At 63.3% G+C, this 17,511-nt stretch carries 11 protein-coding genes; 6 read left to right on the top strand and 5 right to left on the bottom strand.

Features of this window, described 5'->3' with window-relative positions; genetic code table 11:
- Nucleotides 1-172 precede the first annotated feature (172 nt).
- Together ACZ1J6_RS09985 and ACZ1J6_RS09980 are read right to left on the bottom strand one after the other, a co-directional pair.
- The gene (locus ACZ1J6_RS09985; protein ID WP_431566541.1) at nt 173-1,780 is read right to left on the bottom strand and encodes a cytochrome P450; all 1,608 of its coding nucleotides are present in this window, start codon (nt 1,778-1,780) and stop codon (nt 173-175) included.
- A gap of 56 nt (nt 1,781-1,836) precedes the next feature.
- Nucleotides 1,837-2,154 carry a 2Fe-2S iron-sulfur cluster-binding protein gene (locus tag ACZ1J6_RS09980; protein ID WP_314468116.1) on the bottom strand — a complete coding sequence of 106 codons (318 nt, stop codon included), beginning with the start codon at nt 2,152-2,154 and terminating at the stop codon, nt 1,837-1,839.
- 613 nt (nt 2,155-2,767) lie between these two features.
- Between ACZ1J6_RS09980 and ACZ1J6_RS09975 the strand changes: the two genes are divergently transcribed.
- From ACZ1J6_RS09975 to ACZ1J6_RS09965, 3 genes are read left to right on the top strand one after another with little or no spacing between them, the layout of a single operon-like run.
- On the top strand, nt 2,768-6,046 hold the full coding sequence (locus ACZ1J6_RS09975) for a glycosyl hydrolase (protein WP_431566540.1): 3,279 nt from the start codon (nt 2,768-2,770) through the stop codon (nt 6,044-6,046).
- A gap of 44 nt (nt 6,047-6,090) precedes the next feature.
- A complete protein-coding gene (locus tag ACZ1J6_RS09970; protein ID WP_431566539.1) occupies nt 6,091-8,802 on the top strand; it encodes a glycoside hydrolase family 2 TIM barrel-domain containing protein in 2,712 nt (903 codons plus the stop codon).
- A gap of 36 nt (nt 8,803-8,838) precedes the next feature.
- The gene (locus ACZ1J6_RS09965; RefSeq protein ID WP_431566538.1) at nt 8,839-10,359 is read left to right on the top strand and encodes a GH39 family glycosyl hydrolase; all 1,521 of its coding nucleotides are present in this window, start codon (nt 8,839-8,841) and stop codon (nt 10,357-10,359) included.
- Between the two features lie 58 nt (nt 10,360-10,417).
- Here the strand turns inward: ACZ1J6_RS09965 and ACZ1J6_RS09960 are convergent, their stop codons facing one another.
- The gene (locus tag ACZ1J6_RS09960; RefSeq protein ID WP_465128074.1) at nt 10,418-11,230 is read right to left on the bottom strand and encodes an SDR family NAD(P)-dependent oxidoreductase; all 813 of its coding nucleotides are present in this window, start codon (nt 11,228-11,230) and stop codon (nt 10,418-10,420) included.
- A gap of 255 nt (nt 11,231-11,485) precedes the next feature.
- Between ACZ1J6_RS09960 and ACZ1J6_RS09955 the strand changes: the two genes are divergently transcribed.
- Nucleotides 11,486-12,238 (top strand): SDR family NAD(P)-dependent oxidoreductase, encoded by a 753-nt coding sequence (locus ACZ1J6_RS09955; protein ID WP_134092749.1) that lies wholly within the window; start codon nt 11,486-11,488, stop codon nt 12,236-12,238.
- 85 nt (nt 12,239-12,323) lie between these two features.
- A complete protein-coding gene (locus tag ACZ1J6_RS09950; protein ID WP_431566536.1) occupies nt 12,324-13,373 on the top strand; it encodes an NAD(P)H-dependent amine dehydrogenase family protein in 1,050 nt (349 codons plus the stop codon).
- 178 nt (nt 13,374-13,551) lie between these two features.
- Here ACZ1J6_RS09950 and ACZ1J6_RS09945 read toward each other — a convergent pair whose 3' ends face one another.
- Both ACZ1J6_RS09945 and ACZ1J6_RS09940 read right to left on the bottom strand, forming a co-directional pair.
- Nucleotides 13,552-13,791: a hypothetical protein gene (locus ACZ1J6_RS09945; RefSeq protein WP_132262330.1), complete on the bottom strand. Its 240-nt coding sequence runs from the start codon at nt 13,789-13,791 to the stop codon at nt 13,552-13,554.
- Between the two features lie 100 nt (nt 13,792-13,891).
- Complete coding sequence (locus tag ACZ1J6_RS09940; protein ID WP_431566535.1) at nt 13,892-15,145, bottom strand: ROK family protein; 1,254 nt, start codon at nt 15,143-15,145, stop codon at nt 13,892-13,894.
- A gap of 224 nt (nt 15,146-15,369) precedes the next feature.
- Here ACZ1J6_RS09940 and ACZ1J6_RS09935 point away from each other — a divergent pair, with 224 nt between their 5' ends.
- The gene (locus tag ACZ1J6_RS09935) at nt 15,370-17,478 is read left to right on the top strand and encodes a PKD domain-containing protein (RefSeq protein WP_465128073.1); all 2,109 of its coding nucleotides are present in this window, start codon (nt 15,370-15,372) and stop codon (nt 17,476-17,478) included.
- Nucleotides 17,479-17,511: the final 33 nt, after the last annotated feature.

Below are 17,511 nucleotides of genomic sequence, written 5' to 3'. Positions count from 1 at the left end.
TCCCTATCGATTTTTTTATTCTGATTTTTGTGCGCCACACTATCGCATTGGTCAATCCATTTGCTGGATTCGGATCATCCGTTCGCTCTGGCGAAGTGGGCGCGTCGGGCCATTGGAAACGAGCCGGCGGAAACCCCGTGAGATTCCCCCGGCCCGCTTCTGAATGGCAGGGTCAATCTACCGGCAGCAGGGCCAGATCCCGATCGACGGCATCAAGCGCTTCGTCGGTAAACTGGCCGGGCGCGAACTTCTGAATCGCGCGCAGGGTCATCGACTTCGCCATGCCGATCCGCTTGTCCGCCGTTATCCCGGGAAAGTGCTGATCGAGCACCGCCTTGGCCCCGGGATCGGACAATAGCTTTGCCAGTTTTGTTGAGGCGGTGGAGTACCCGGCGACCGGCACCGAGACTGGCCCCGAAACTGGCGCTGGCGGCACCGCCTGCGGGCTGGATGCCGGTACCGACTTCTGGATCATGGGCGAGCCGCCAGGCGAAAGGTCGACCCCCGCCGCCGGTGTCAGCTTGAGGTGAAGTTCCGAAAGCCCGCGAATGATGAAACTCGGCTCGAAGTCCAGCTTGCGCGCCCCGCGCGGACCATGCACTTCGGCATCGAGATCGATGTCGGCAGTGTACTGGAGCAATTTCTCCAGAATGATCCGCACTTCCACCCGCGCAAGCGGCGCGCCTGCGCAAGTATGGGCGCTGCGCCCGAAGGCAACGTGCTCGCGGATTTTCGGCCGATCGAGCTTGAAGGCCTGGGGATCTTCCCAGCGCGCAGGGTCGCGGTTCGCAGCAGCGATCGACAGCATGATCTTGGTCCCCGCCGGTACCGGAATATCGCCGATCTTCGTGTCACGGCGCGCAAGACGGGCCGTCTGCTTGGTCGAACCCTCAAGCCGCAGAACTTCCTCGATCAGCGCCGGAACAAGCTTGGGATCGGCACGCAGCTTGTCCTGCAGGCCCGGCTGATCCACGATGTAGCGCATCGCATTGCCGAGAAGCTTCGCGCTCGTATCCTGGCCCGCGCCGAACATGAACATGCCAAGCTTGACGATGGCCATCTCGTCGGGAAGCGTGCCATCGGGATAGACGGCATTCGCCAGCTCGGAGAGAATATCCTGCTTCGGGTCGGCACGCCGTTCGGCGACGTATTGAGCGAAATAGCCGCCCATGATCATGAACGGATGATCTTCGGCATTGAGGTCAAGTTCGCCGTCGAGATTGCCGGGAGGCGGCGCATCCTGAATGATGTCCATGAACTTCTGCCGGTCCTCGGCCGGGATGCCCAGAAGGTCGGCAATCACCAGCGTGACGAAAGGCGTCGCGATCGTCCTGACCAGTTCGACGCCGCCATTTGCCACCGCGTCACGCACCAGCTCGTCCGAGAAGGCCTGGATAAACTCCTCGTTCGCCTTGAGCCGCGAGGGTGTGAACAGCCGGTTGACGAGCGCGCGCAACTGCACATGCGCATTGTCGTCCAGATTGACCAGCAAGTCGCCACCGTGGAATTCGCCGCGATGCGCCTCGATCTGTGCCGTGATGTCGGGCCCATGCGGCGTGAACGGCAGCGGGGCCGAGGCGCCCTGCAAACCGATGATCGCCGAAAAATCCTCCGAATTGCGCATGATTTCCAGGGTTTCTTCAAAACCCATGACCATCAGATAGTCCTTGCCCTTGGGCTGATAGACTCTGCCCTTGCCCCTCACCGCTTCGAAATATGCGTAAGGATCGACGAGGATTTCGTGGTCGGTGAAGTAATCCCGATCTGCCAGTTCAGTCATGTGTCCCACTCCTGTTTCGTGCCCGCACTTTTCGCCGGCGAATATTGTATGTCTGGTCAATCTTCAGGGGCGATCTTCACGCGAAGTCCGTCGAGAGCGTCAGTAATCTGGAGCTGACATGAAAGGCGTGACTGGCTGCCGCGATGACTGGACGAATCCAGGAGGTCGTTCTCGTCCTCACTCATCGCCGCAAGAGCATCGGTGGGGCCAGCTTCGATGTGCACATGGCAGGTCGCGCACGAGCAACACCCGCCGCATAGCGCCAGCAGTTCGTCGAAGCCGGCGTCGCGGATGACTTCCATGACGGTCTGTCCGGGATTGGCACGGAGAACTCGTTCCTCTCCGGATGCCCCTATGACGGTGATTGATGCCATTTCTCAGCACTCTCCAGGTTTGGCTTGTTGTGCGCTCTTGGATGAGACTTCCGCCGTCGGCGGCTTGATGCTGCCCGACCGGACAGTGGACGCCCAAAAGCGGCGCTTCGTTTTATGCGATACAGTGGCGCATACATCCAGCAGCCGGAGAGCGTCAACCCGGATTCCGGGACAGGGCTGGCGGTGAGATCGCGTTCGCGGTCCGCTTCACGAGTTTGATCGCCGCAGCGTTATTCCGGCCGCGCGCCGGGCCAACCAGGACATCTGGATAACGAAACCCGGTCATATGAAATAACGCGGTAGTACGGGCGCTTCGCATCGGTCTGACCGGCTTGACAGTCTGCACCCGCAATTTATACGCGACACATTGTCGCACAAAAGTGCGGCTTTGGGAGAGTTGAGCAGATGCGCTTCAGGCAAGCATGTCTGCTTCTGCGAACGTCAGGCGAAAACATCTATGGCGAAGAGAACGCGATTTCGATCCGAAGCGGCAGCGCTGAAGCTACTGCTGCTTTCGATCTCTGCGTGCTCATCCTTGGCATGTGCGCAAGACGGCTCAGTTGTCCCGCCGAGCGCACCGGATGAACTCGAAACGGATTTCTCCGATCCGCCCATGGATGCCCGCCCGCGCGTGTGGTGGCACTGGATCAACGGCAACATCACCGAGGAAGGACTCCTCAAGGATCTTGCCTGGATGAAACGCGTGGGGATTGGCGGCGCGCAGTCGTTCGACGTCAACCTCCAGAGTCCGCAAATCGTGGATCAGCGCCTGGTCTACATGACACCCGCCTGGCAAAAAGCCTTCAAGGCCGCCACCCGCGAAGCGGATCGCCTGGGTCTCGAACTGGCCATCGCCTCTTCGCCGGGCTGGTCGGAAACCGGCGGACCTTGGGTTTCCCCCGCCGACGGCATGAAAAAGCTGGTATGGAGCGAGGTTACACTTGGCGGCGGAACGGGCGGCGGAAAGCGCGTCACCCTTGCGCTCCCCGCCCCGCCCACCGTGACCGGACCGTATCAATCAATAGCCGCAGCATCGGGAACGAACTCGACGATCAACGAGAAAGCGCCCGATGTCCCGGCGCCATTCTACCGCGACGTCAGGGTGCTCGCGGTGCCGGCACTGGCAAGCACGGGCTCAGCCCTTCCGGCATTTGCCGATAGTTCAGGGAAGCCTCTCGACGCGAAAACATTGACGGACGGCGATTTCGAGACCGGGATCGATCTTGCGAAAGCAGCGAAGGGGCCAACGCTCCTCGCCGTTCGCTATCCGACTGCCCGTACAATCCGCGCCATGACCCTGTTCGTGCCCGGAGGATCGGGCAAGTTCATCGGCGCCAACCTCAAGGCAAGCCTCGAAGCGGAAGTCTCGGCGGGGAAATGGACCACCGTGACCGATGTGCCGCTGGCCCGTGTCCCCACCACGCTGGCATTCGCGCCCGTGACTGCCCGGAACTTTCGCGTTTCCTTTCAGGAAGTCAGCAGCCTTCCCGACATCGCCGCGCCGCCTGCCGGTGTCGATCTGTCAGCGCTGGCTGCGGGGTTTTCAGGCGGAAAGCCAAGCACGTCGATCCGCATCACCGAGATCGAACTGTCCGGCCAGGAGCGGGTCAATCGCGTCGAAGCCAAGGCAGGTTTCGACATCGTTCCCGATTATTATCCACTCGACGCAGGCCTCGCCGATTCCGCCGGCATACCTCCGGACAAGATCCTCGACCTGACCGATCGCCTGAGGCCAGACGGCACGCTGGAATGGACGCCGCCCGCGGGGCGATGGCGCATCATTCGCTTCGGTTACTCGCTTGTCGGCACGATGAACCATCCGGCTCCGTTCGAGGCAACCGGCCTTGAAGTGGACAAGTACGATGCCGAGGCAGTCCGGCGCTACATGGATCACTATCTCGCGACTTACCGCCAGACGGTCGGTCCCGATCTGATGGGGCGCAGAGGTATCCGGGCAATCCTTAACGACAGCATCGAGGTTGGCGCCGCGAACTGGACGCCGCAGATGATCGCCCAGTTCAAGCGGCTGCGCGGGTATGATCCCGTCCCGTGGATGCCCGCACTGACCGGGACGATCGTGGGATCGCGCCAGGAGAGCGAACGCTTCCTCTACGATTTTCGGCGAACCCTGGCCGACCTTCTTGCCAGCGAGCATTATGGGACCATAGCCGAGGCAGCGCATGACCATGAGCTGATCGTCTACGGCGAAGCGCTGGAAGATCATCGCCCTCTGCTCGGTGATGACATGGCGATGCGCAGATGGGCCGACGTGCCGATGTCCGCGATGTGGTCGTTCCAGCGCGACCGTGGCCCCAAGCCGAGCTATCTTGCCGACATGAAGGGCGCGGCCTCGGTCGCGCATGTCTATGGCCGCAAATACGTCGCCGCGGAATCGCTGACATCCATGCTGTCGCCTTGGGCTTTTGGCCCAGGCGACCTCAAGCGGATGATCGATCTCGAATTCGCGACCGGCATCAATCGCCCCATCATCCACACCTCGGTCCATGTTCCGGTGGAGGGCAAAAAACCTGGCCTGCGCCTCTCCATTTTCGGACAGGACTTCAACCGCAACGAGGCCTGGGCCGAACTCGCGCGGCCATGGATGGACTATATCGCGCGCAATTCCCACTTGCTTCAGCAAGGTACCAATGTCGCCGACATCGCCTATTTCTACGGCGAAGAGGCCCCGCTGACGTCCCTGTTCGGGGACAAGCCGGTCGCCGAGGTTCCTGCCGGCAACGCATTCGATTTCGTGAACGCCGATGCACTTCTCGGCGCATTCTCCAACGACGGCGGCGATCTGGTGAGCACGGGAGGCGCCCGGTACCGCGTACTCTATCTGGGAGGTTCTGCCAGCAGGATGAGCCTTGCCGTTCTCGTCCGGATTGCCGAACTGGTGGAGGCCGGCGCGACGGTGATCGGCCCGCGCCCAACAAGCGATCCGGGCCTCACCGCAGACCCTGCGCGCTACCAGGCGCTGCTCGAAAAACTCTGGCCGGGATCCCCTGTTACCGAAATCGGGCGAGGCCGGGTGATCGCCGCGGCCGACCTTGGCGGAGCCTTGTCCCAAGCCGGCATCGCGCCGGATTTTGCATTCGAAGGCGGAAAGCAGGGCGCAGCGCTCCCCTTCGTCCATCGCCGGCTGCCCGGAGGCGATATCTATTTCGTCGCCAACCAGAAGGACCGCACCGAAACGATCACCGCGCGCTTCCGGGTCACGGGGAAGGTACCGGAACTGTGGCACGCCGACACGGGCAAGTCGGAACCGGTCAGCTTTACTGTTCAAGGCGGCGTGACAGCCATTCCCATGTCCCTCGCTTCGGACGAATCCGTGCATGTGGTTTTCCGCAAGGACACCGCCGAGACCAGCCGCAAGGTCGCGCCCGTCGAACTCACGAAGGCCGCACTCCTTGCAGGTCCATGGAACGTGGCATTCGAACAGGATCGCGGCGCGCCGCCTGAGACCCGGCTTGCCGAACTGTCCCCGCTCAATGAGAACACGCAGGCGTCGATCCGCTACTTCTCGGGGATCGCGACATACACGAAGGAATTCGTGGCCCCGCGCGGATGGAAGAAAGGCAAGCCACTACTGCTCGATCTCGGCGAGGCGCGCGAGATCGCAGAGGTAAGAGTGAACGGCCAATTCGCCGGCTATGCCTGGCACAAGCCTTATCGCATCGACATCGGCGCGCAGATGCATGCCGACAAGAACCGGCTCTCGATCCGCGTTGCCAACCTTTGGGTCAATCGCCTCATCGGCGACGCGCAGCCTGGGAATGGGGAGGCCGGCGCGAAGAAAGTGACCTGGACCGCAACTCCGACATACCGGAAGGACGCTCCCCTGCGTCCGTCGGGGCTGCTCGGTCCGGTGCAGTTGCTGCTGCAACGGTGAATCTCGAAAAACAAAATCGGCCGAAACAAGCAGGAGAGCGGCGAGTGGGCAAAATCGAACGAATGCTGACGGCGATGATGCTGGGTGCGGCCATAACAGTCACCGCATTCGCCGCGCCTGCTTTCGCGTCATCCGATCGCGCCAGCGCCCAATCGGATGACTCACAGGCGGGTGACGCACAAGCGGGTGACGCAAGGCCGGCGATCGCATTGTCCCAGGGCTGGCGGTTTCATTTCGGGGACGCGCCCAGTTCCGTCACCGACGCCCGCTTCGACGACCGCGGCTGGGAGAAGGTCTCGGTCCCGCATAGCTGGAACCACATCGGCGCCTATGCGCTGACGCGCGGCACCGAAACCGACAACCGGCAAGGCGTGGGCTGGTACCGCCTCTGGGTCGACGCACCCGCGGCGAAATCGGGAGAACGCCAATATCTGGACTTTGCCGCGGTCGGCAAGCTGGCCGAGGTCTGGGTGAACGGCCGGCATGTCGGCACACACAAGGGCGCATTCGCCCGCTTCCGCCTCGACGTCACCGAGGCCTGGAAGCCGGGGCAGCGTAACCTCGTGGTTGTCAGTGCCGATAACAGCAAGGTAGAACCCGGCAGTTCGACATCCGAAGTGATCCCCCTGTCCGGCGATTTCTTCGTGCATGGCGGCATTTACCGCGAGGTTTCGCTGCTCCAGCTTCCAGCGGCCTCTATCGATCCGCTCGATTTCGGCGGGCCAGGCGTTTACGCATACGCCGCGAAGATAACCCCGGAAAGCGCGGCCATCGAAATTCGCACGAAGCTGCGCAATGCAGGCGCGGCCCCGCGTAACCTGACGCTCTCGACCGAGATCCGCGATGCGCGCGGCAAGATCGTCGCCCGCGCAGTTCAGCCCGTGACCTTGGCGTCCGGGGCCAGCGAGCAGCGCGCGAACGTGAACATCGCGCGGCCCCATCGCTGGAACGGCAGGGCCGATCCCTACCTCTACTCGGTCACCTCCACGCTTTCGGACGGAAAGGCCCGGCTCGACCGGGTGTCCCAGCCGTTGGGCCTTCGCACATTCCGCTTCGATGCCGATGCCGGCTTCTTCCTGAACGAGCAGCATGTGAAGCTGCACGGCGTCTCACGCCATCAGGACGCGCTGGGCTCAGGCTGGGCACTCACGCCCGAACAGCATGCCGAGGACATGGCCCTGATCGAGGAGCTTGGCGCGAACACCATTCGCCAGGCCCACTACCAGCACGCCGATGCGTGGTCCGATCTGGCGGACAAGGCGGGAATGGTCGTGTGGGCGGAGCTGCCATACGTCACCACGCCCAGCGTCTCCGGCGGGCAGGGTTCTGAAGCGCTCTGGACCAATGCCGAACAGCAACTTCGCGAGCAGATCCGTCAGAACTACAACCATCCCTCGATCCTGATGTGGTCTGTCGGCAACGAAGTGGATTCGGCCAAGGGCTTCGGTGTCAAAGGCAGCCCGCCCAAGCCATTGGCGTTGCTCCAGCACCTCGATGCGATCGCCAAGGAGGAAGACCCGCACCGCCCGACGACATTTGCGGACTGCTGCGAAGGGCTGACGCTGGTCCAGACCGCAGGCGAAAAACTTGCAGGGACGGCCGACCTCATCGGCTACAACCGCTATTACGGCTGGTACTATCCCAACCCGCTGCAGGCGCGGACCGATCTTGGCGACACGCTCGACAAGTTCCACCGGGATCACCCTGCCCTGCCTTTGTCGCTGAGCGAATATGGCGCGGGCGGCGCGATCAGCCAGCACAGTGACGATGTGCGGAACGGCTTCGTCAATTTCGTCGGGCGCCCCCATCCCGAGGAATATCAGGCCTGGGTTCACGAGCAGACCTGGCCCAGCATCGCCAAGCGCGATTTCGTCTTTGCCAGCTGGGTCTGGGCCATGTTCGACTTCTCCAGCGACCTGCGTGACGAAGGCGAGGCCGTAGACCTCAACGACAAGGGGCTGGTCACCGCGGACCGCAAGGAGCGCAAGGACGCGTTCTGGTTTTACAAGGTCGCATGGAGCGATACCCCTGCCCTGCATCTCGCGGGGAAGCGGTATGTCGATCGCGCCTATCCCGTCATGGACGTTAAAGCCTATTCGACCGCCTCATCCGCGACGCTGGCGATCGACGGCAAGCCGATCGGCACGGCGCCTTGCGCCGAATTCGTATGCGAATGGAAGAACGTCTCCCTTCGCCCCGGCGCCAATACCGCGGTGGTGACGGCCACGGAAGGCGGCAAGACGCTGCGCGATACCGCCCGGTGGAACGGGCCGGACGTCGAGCGCAACGGCCTGCGCATCAACGCTGGCAGCCTTGCCGGGCTCGATCTTGGCACGCGGCAATTCGGCTCCGACACTTTCGTGACGGGCGGCAAGCCCGTCGTGCTTAACCTTGTCGGCTTTGGCGGACGCTCGATGGCCCCCATCCGTCAGGTGGATGCTGCCGATCCCGCGCTGTTCGACTACTGGCGCGATGGCGCCGCCTTTTCCTACGACATCCCGCTGCCCAACGGCCAGTGGACAGTGACCCTGCACTTGTTCGAACCGCGCAAGACCTCCTCGCCCGACCAGTCTCTTGCCGTGAAGGCCAATGGCCATTCGGTCATCGAAGGGCTCAATCTCCTGAAGGAGGCCGGAGCGCCTCTCAAGGAACTGGTTCGCACCTTTCCTGTGACCGTCCTCCACGGCCGCCTGATCCTCGATTTTTCGAGCGTCTCCGGCAACGCGGCCCTGGCCGGGATCGAGATCACGCGGTGAGCGCCGGACGCCGCCACAATTTCCATGGAGAGAGACATGTTTGATCGACGCACGTTTCTGGCATCGAGCGCGGCAGCGGCCGCGCTTTCGGCAAGCGGGGCGAGAGCTGCCGATATTCCGGGCGAAACGGTCCGGGTCGATACCCGCGCGATTGCCGGCCCGCTGCCTCACGTATGGGAAGAGTGCGTAGGTTCGGACCGCGCCGCGATCACGATGCGCGAAGAATGGCGCCAGGACATGCGCCTCGGGCTGGCAGAGGCCGGTTTCAAGCGCGCCCGGTTCCACGGCATCTTCAACGACGAACTCGGCGTGTTCGGAAAGAGCATTCTTGAGATGCGAAGGAACGGCGGGCCGAACTGGCTCAACGTCCACCGCGTCTACGACGGTCTGCTCGACTTGGGCGTATCTCCCTATGTCGAACTCAGCTTCATGCCGGGCAAGCTCGCCTCAGGGAAAACCCAGTTCGGCTTTTACGGCGGCAACATCACGCCGCCCACTTCGGACGCCGAGTTCGCCGGTTTCATCACATCATTCACGACCGCCATGATAGAGCGCTACGGGCTGGAAACCGTGCGCAGCTGGCCGTTCGAGGTGTGGAACGAGCCCAACCTCTCCTTCTTCTGGACCGGTGACAAGCAGCGCTATTTCGAAATGTACAAGGCTGTGGCGACTGCGATCAAATCGGTCGATCCGCGTATCCAGGTCGGCGGGCCGGCAACCTCGAAGACAGCGTGGATCGGGGATTTCGCGCAGTGGTGCGCGGCGAACAATGCCCCCGTCGATTTCTTCGCCACACATGCCTATGCCGGCGACGATCAGGACGACGTCTTCGGAAAGGGCGGTCCGCGCCGCAGCGTCAATGACGTCATTCCCGAGGCCCTTGCCAACGCCCGCCGCACGATCGACGCCGGTCCCTTAGCCGGCAAGCCGATGTGGCTGTCCGAATGGTCGTCAGACAGCCCGGCCATGATTGCCCATGTGATCGCCAATGGCATGGCGCACTGCGCCGGCATGTCACAATGGACGCTGAGCGGCATGTACGAGGAACTCGGCGTCGACGACTACATGCTGAAGGAAGGCTCGATGGGCTGGAGCATGATGATCGACGGCATCGCCAAGCCCTCGTTCAATACCTACCGGCTGCTCCATCGCCTGGGGACGCAGCGCCTCGCCGCACAAGGGCCTGCTTTGGCATCGCGCGACAGGACCGGGCGGACTTCCGTGCTCCTGTGGAATCTGGCCGAAGTGGATCAGCCCGGAGGAATTCCCGGCATGACTGCGGAGCGCAAGATCACCGGAGGTGCCAAGCGGATGACGTTGCAGTTCGACGGGCTCAAGGGACGGAAGACCGCCGAAGTCCGGTTCGTCGATTGGGAACGGGGATCGCCCATGCCGGCCTGGCGCGCCATGGGGTCTCCCCGCTATCCTTCGCGCGCCCAGATCGCGCATCTGCGCCAGGTCTCGCGTCCGGTGGTGGAAACGCACCGTCTGAATGCGGATGGCACCCTGGTCCTGAACCTGCCCGCCGAGGGTCTCGCGCTTGTCGAGCTCGCCTGACCCAGGCCGCGATGACAGTGGGTCCCGGGGCTGTTTATGTCCCGGGACCAGCCACGACTTACGCGGCCATTCCGCCATCGAGCATTAATGTGCTGCCGGTCATGAACATCGCCATGTCCGATGCGCAGAACAGGATGGCCCGGGCAATATCGTCGGCCACACCGACCCGGCCCAGTCGGCTGGTGCCGATCCCGGGGATCGGGCAATTTTTGATGGTCTCTTCGTCCCAGTCGGCAATGAACATGGTCTTTTCAGTGAGCGAAAAGCCAGGCGCGACGCCCAGCACCCGGATGCCTTGCGCGCCCAGTTCGATCGCGAGTTGCCTGGTCAGACCGACCACCCCGTGCTTGGAGCTGCAATAGGCAGCCTGCCCTTCGGAAATCCCCCTGACCCCGGCCAGCGAGGCGACGTTGACGATCACGCCGCCCTGCCCCCTAACTATCATCCGTCTTGCAGCCTCCTTGGCGCCGACGAAGGTACCGCGCAAATTGATCGCGAGGACGTTATCGAACTCCTCCACATCCAGATCGAGCAACGGTGAAAACGAGGGTATGCCCGCGTTGTTGACCCAGATGTCCAGCTTGCCGAAACGGTTTTCCGCCAGGTCCGCAGCGGCGATAATCGAAGCTGCATTGCCGGCATCGAGACGGGTCGAAGTCACATCCGCAGAGAACCGCTCGGCCAGTTCCCTTGCGGTCACGGCCGCCGCTTCCTCATCGATATCGGCAATGAGAACGGCAGCTCCCGCCTCTGCAAGCCGCCGCGCCGCGGCTTTTCCCAGACCCCAGGCCGCACCGGTAACGACGGCGCTTCTGCCCTTGAGAGAGATCAGTTGATCGATCGAATGGTCCGAAACATCTGGCACTGGCATCCCCATTTCTCCTTATCCATCGAGCCTGTCCCGACTGGGTCATTTCCGTAGAAATTGCGGCTCCTGGATGTCCGCCCGGGCCAGTCGCGACTGCACCGCGAAATCGAATCGCGGCGCTGGCGTGCCTATCTGCAGGCTGGACAGGTTTCAAGTTGTGCGCCACAATATCGCATAAACTGGCAGGGTCGAAGATCGCTGCCGGACAGGAAAAGGCACGGTGAACAGTCGCCGCGCGCCGCAAATGGGAGAGAGCGAATGGTTGCCGATCGTGTCGTCGTCGTCACGGGTGGAGCATCGGGTATCGGGCTTGGTGTTGCACGGCTTTTCGCGGACAAGGGCCATCCGGTCGCGATCCTCGACGTTCAGGAAGACGCCCTGAAGCGCGAGAGCGAAGCTCTCCGCGCGCAAGGCGCACGAATCGTCGCGCGCAAGGTCGATGTTTCCGATCGGGCCAGCATCGACGCCGCTTACGAAGCCGTTCGCGAAGAACTCGGCCCGATCGCGATCGTGGTCGCCAATGCCGGTATTTCCGAGGGCATTCCCTTTCAGGACGTGACCGTCGAAACCTGGCAGCGCATGATCGACATCAACCTTACCGGCGTCTTCCACACGGTTCAGGCCGCCTTGCCGGACATGGTCGATGCCAGGTGGGGCCGGATAATCACGATCTCGTCGCAGGCCGCGCAGTCCGGCGCCGGAGACCGCGCGCACTATTCCGCCGCCAAGGCCGGTGTGATCGGGTTGACCCGGTCTCTCGCCCGCGAATTTGCCGGGCAAGGCATTACCGTCAACACCATCCCGCCCTCGGTCGTTGCCACCCCCATGGCCGAGGCCGGTATTGCTGCCGGGACTTTCCCGCCGCTGGAAGTCATCTCCCAGCATATTCCCATCCCGCGTCCCGGTACCCCCGGCGATATCGCAGCAGCCTGCGAATACCTCGCCTCCGACGGTGCAAGCTACGTCACCGGCCAGGTCCTTGCCGTCAACGGCGGCATGTTCATCGGATAACGGGACATCGGCGGCGCACCATCAGCAAGTCGCCGATGTCCGCCGCCGGGACTGCGTCACCTGGAAACACCTGGGAGCGAACACAATGACCAAGCCATCGGAAGCTCGAAAGCTGCGCATCGTGCAATGGGCCACCGGCACGGTAGGCGCGGCAGCCATGCGCGCCGTGCTCACGCACCCCGAGATGGAGCTTGTCGGCGTCAAGGTCTATTCGCCCGCCAAGGAAGGCAAGGATGCCGGCGCGCTATGCGGAATGCCGCCAACCGGCATCAAGGCGGTACGGGACCTGGCATCGGTGCTGGCGCTCAAGCCGGACTGCGTGCTCTACATGCCCGAACTGACCGACTACGATGACGTCTGCGCCCTTCTGGAAAACGGCATCAACATCTCTTCCACGCGGGCGGAGTTCTTCCATCCGGGAAGCATGGAGCCCATGATCCGCGCGCGGATCGAAGCGGCATGCCGCAACGGGGGCGCCACGCTGCACAGTTCCGGCAGCAGCCCCGGCTTCATCACCGAAGCCCTGCCTCTCGTCCTGTTGTCGCTCGCACGGCGTCTGGACCTTCTTACCATCGATGAATTTGCCAACTGCATCGACGGCTGCTCGGAAGAGATGCTGGTCGGAATCATGGGCTTCGGCGAGACGCCCGAGGCCTTCGCCCAGCGCCCGTTCTACGAGCGGGACGAAGTGTTCAACCACTCCCTGCGCGCGCTGGCCGAGGCGGTCGGCATCGACATCGAGCGTTTCGAAGTCTCCAGCGAAGTCGCGCTCGCCAAACGTCCCGTTAAACTGCATGAAAGCACCATTCCAGCAGGCTCGGTTGCCGGACAGCGGATGGTGACGACCGGCTACCGCGGCGGAACGCCCGTCATGCGTTTTCGCTGCAACTGGTTCGTCACCGAAGAACTCGATCCCCCGTGGGACCTGCGCGGAGACGGGTGGCGAGTCACCGTCGAGGGGGACACGCCGCTCGATATCAGCATCGGCTTTCCCATTCCCCACGCCGATCGCCAGACAACGCTACCTAACCTGACGGCGCATCGTCCCGTCAACGCAGTATCCAGCATCTGCGCCGCTCCGCCTGGTATCCTGACGACCGGATCGTTGCCCTCGGTCGTGGCCCGTTTGGGTTAGCCCCAGCGCTTTCCCATCAGTGGGAAGCAAACGCACCGCACCTACCCCCGCTCAACCAGAAACTACCTCGCAAACGGCGAGGGCTAAATCCGGGGCCGGCAAGAGGAGCCGCCTTGTTGCACAATGGTGCAAGCTGACGGCACTCGATTAAAAGTGGGTGTTAACCGCTCAGACTAGGTCAGTGGCTGACACTGGGCCAACGCAGACTGAGCCGCAGGATGTCGGCGGCTTCGTTGTCGGGATCGTCTTCGGCCACGACCGCATAGCGCCAAAGCTCATGAGCGGGATCCGCAACTGCCTCCTGCACGAGTTCTCCCAAGGGCCCGTCCTTGACCAGCCCAGCAGCGAGCGAGCCAGCTTTGTCCAACTGGCCGTCGTAGCGGATCAGCCGCGCGGGTGTGTGGTATGAAACGTGCATTTGCAGACCCTTTCCCTTTTCTTCTGGCGACAATCGCGCCGCGCCATGAAACGCGGCACGGTTTCGAGAACAGGGAACGGCACGTCCGAGTGCCCGCATTTCAGGTTTTTGCGACAGTTCGGGCTATAGGCGCGCCAGACCTTTTGGCCAGATTGCCGGTTGCAACCTCCCGCGCCCCGTCGGAGCAGCGATAGATCTGTTCCAGCACCATGGCGGCTGCACCGCGCGCGTAGGCGCCTTTGTCGCCAAGCTTGAAGTGCAGCCTCGTGCGGCGGCGCAGCGCTGGAAACGTGTTTCGCTCCAGGGCATCGAAGAAGATGCTGCGCAGTTCCTCGATCATGGCGAATTTCGGGCCGAGAATGACCACGGCCTCCGGGTCCTGCATCGTGATGTGATTGGCAACGGCCACGCCGAGATAGTGGCTGGCCTGTTCCAGTATCGGCCCGATGTCGATCCTGCCCGCGGCCTGTTCGGCCATCAGGCCGTCGAAGGCGGCGTTCATCCTGTCAAAGTCGGGCAAGGGCCTGCCCAGTTGCGCGCAGGACTGCTCCATGATCGATTGCACGGAGCAATAGGCCTGAAGGCAGCCGATGCCGCCGCAGTAACAGGCTCTGCCCGTGTCGGGCACGACCTTGGCATGCCCGAATTCGGCGGCCATGCCGTGGACGCCGGTGACGAGTTGGCCGCCGCGGTACAAGGCGGCACCGATCCCCAGATCGATGTTGATCAGGGTGAAATCGTCCGCATGGGCAGCGGCGCCGTACCAATGCTCCGCGCGGGCCAGCAGATTGGTGCTGTTGTCGATGAGAGTGGCAACCCCCAGCGCCTCGCCGACGATGCCGCCGAAGTCCACCGGCCCGGATTCCAGCGAGATGATATGCTCGACGATGCCCGTCCGATTGTTGACGATGCCGGGAATGCCGATGCCGATACGGTAGATCTCTTCCCGGGGGACGTCCCACTCGGCAAGGGCCTGTTCCAGCGCCGTGATGAATTGCCGTGCGAGACCTTCGATGGTCGTGTCCCGCGTCAGCGCTGCCTTGGCGAAGCCGAGGCTTTCGCCCCTGAGATTGACGATCTCCGTCAGCAGTTCGCCCTCGTTGGTGGGCGTGGTGCCGACGACGTAGCGTCCTTGCGGATTTATCCGAAGGTTCACGCGCGGGCGGCCCGGGCCCGAGGTGGCGACCTTTTCCTCGATCACGATCCCGCGCCGGACCAGATCGGCAGTGATGGCCGTGATGGTTCCGCCGGTCAGGCCGGTCAGGCCGACCAGATCCGTCCGGGCCACGGGCTCGCTGGCGCGCAGCTTCTTCAGCACGAGCACTCGGTTGAATTCCTGATCGGTGAGCCGCATCGCGCTGTCATCGGCCAAACGCCATGCGCATGCAACCGCGCCGCCCGGGCGATTATTTTAATCTCTAAAATTTCCTCGCGACAGCCCATCTCGGTTATGCCACCCAAGGCCGCGAACGAACGATCATTTCCGAAAGACCAACACTGGCTGGAATGCGGGCAAGGCGCCCTCACCGGATCATGGCAGCACGGAGCACAGGAATGCCTTCTGCAAATCCCTCTCGCTTGAAACTGGCTGGATTGCTCACTGTAACGGCCGCCATGGCCATGGCGGCGATCGACCACTCCGCTGCCAATGCCCAGAGCGTAGCGGCCAAACAGGAGCCTGCCGCCGTGCCCGATGCGACTTTCGCAGAGCCCTATATCGACATCGACGAATGGCGCGATGCGCCGGTGCGCCATCGCTATGTCCATGGCGGCTTCAAGGGCACGGACACGCGCTTCTCGTTCTATTTCCCGCCCAAGGATCAGTACCAGGGCCGGTTCTTCCAGCACTTCACCCCCGCCCCTGACAACGAGAACCTGGCCCAGCGGGCGACGACGCCCACCAACGACAAGCTGTCCTTCGCAATCGCGAGCGGGGCCTATTTCGTCGAGACCAATGGCGGCGGTCCGGCCGTCGCCGGATATGGATCGAGCGATCCCACGATCGGCGCCTACCGCGCCAATGCCGCGGCCGCGCAGTATTCGCGCGTGGTTGCGGTGAAGATGTACGGCGGCAAGCGGCCCTACGGCTATGCCTATGGCGGCAGCGGCGGCGGCTACCGAACGGTCGGTTCGATGGAAAACACGCGCGGCGTGTGGGATGGCGCGGTGCCCTACGTGCTGGGTTCGAGCATGGCGATCCCCAACTCGTTCACGGTGCGCATGCATGCGATGCGCCTGCTTCAGGACAAGTTCCCGCAGATCGTCGACGCCATGGAGCCGGGCGGCAGCGGCGATCCTTATGCAGGGCTCAGCGCGGAACAGGCCTCGGCCTTGCGCGAAGTGACGCGCATGGGCTTCCCGCCGAAATCGTGGTTCGGCTGGAAGACGATGGGGATCCACGGCTTCGCCGCGCTCTACGGCGGCGTGCTGATGGCCGATCCCGGCTATTTCACCGATTTCTGGACGAAGCCCGGATATCTTGGCTTCGACCATCCCGAGAGTTTCGCCGGCTATCGCTTGCAGCATGAAACGGCGATCTCGGCGCCGATCACGGCGGCCGAAGCAGCGCGCCTCAAGATCCACACCGGCGTCACCGACGGCAAGGTCCAGGGCAACGTCGACGACAGTTTCGCCGCCCTGCAGGGCAAGGAAGCGAAGAACGTGGTCGCTGTCCGCCTCGCCAAGGCGCCGCCAAGAGTTCAGTTCCTGGGCGGCGACCTGATGGTCAAGTCCGGCGCCGCCAAGGGCGCGCGCCTCACGGTCAGCCGCATCGAAGGCGACGTGGCGGTGCTGGGCATCGTCGATCCCGCCGTGGCCGCCAAGCTGGCAGCGGGCGACGAGGTCAGTCTCGACAATTCGAACTTCCTGGCCGCGCAGACCTACCATCGCCACCAGGTCCCCGGCCCCGAATTCAAGGTCTGGAACCAGTTCCGCGGGGCAGACGGCAAGCCGCTCTACCCGCAGCGGCCCATGCTGCTGGGGCCTGTCTTCACGCAGGCAACCGCCGGTTCGGTGCCGAAAGGCAATTTCGATGGGAAGATGATCCTGGTGGAATCCCTCTGGGACCGCGAGGCCTTCCCCTGGTCGGCCGACTGGTATCGCGGCCTCGTCACCGCTCACTTCGGTGCTGCGACGGACGATCATTTCCGCCTCTGGTACACCGACCATGCGCTCCACGGCGATTCAGACCCCGAAGACCCGACGCATACCATCACTTATGTGCCGGTGCTCAACCAGGCCCTGCGCGACCTTGCGCTCTGGGTGGAGAAAGGCATCGCTCCGCCCGCTTCCACCAGCTACCGCTTCGACGATGGCCAGATCGTCGTCCCGGCCGGGGCGGCGGATCGTCACGGCGTGCAGCCGGTCATCGACCTCAAGGTCGCTGGGGGAGTTCGGGCCGAGGTCAAGGCGGGCCAGAAGGTCACTTTCGTCGGCAAGATCGATGTTCCGCCCGGCGCCGGCGCAATCGTCGCGGCGCAATGGGATTTCGACGGCGCGGGCACTTTCCCTGTCGAATCCGAAATCCGCTCCGGAGCCCGTTCGGCGACCGTCACGGCGACTCACACCTTCGCCCGGCCCGGCACCTATTTCCCCACATTGCGCGGCACGTCGCAGCGAGAGGGCGACAAGAACACGCCCTTTGCCCGCATCCAGAACCTCGGGCGCGTCAGGGTCGTCGTGAAATAGCGGCCCGGTCCTTGGAGACGCGGCCCGTCTTGG

This window comes from Novosphingobium sp. BL-S-21, assembly GCF_055521655.1.
The sequence above is the reverse complement of the archived record's forward strand: the minus strand, read 5'-3'. Positions and strand labels throughout refer to the sequence as shown.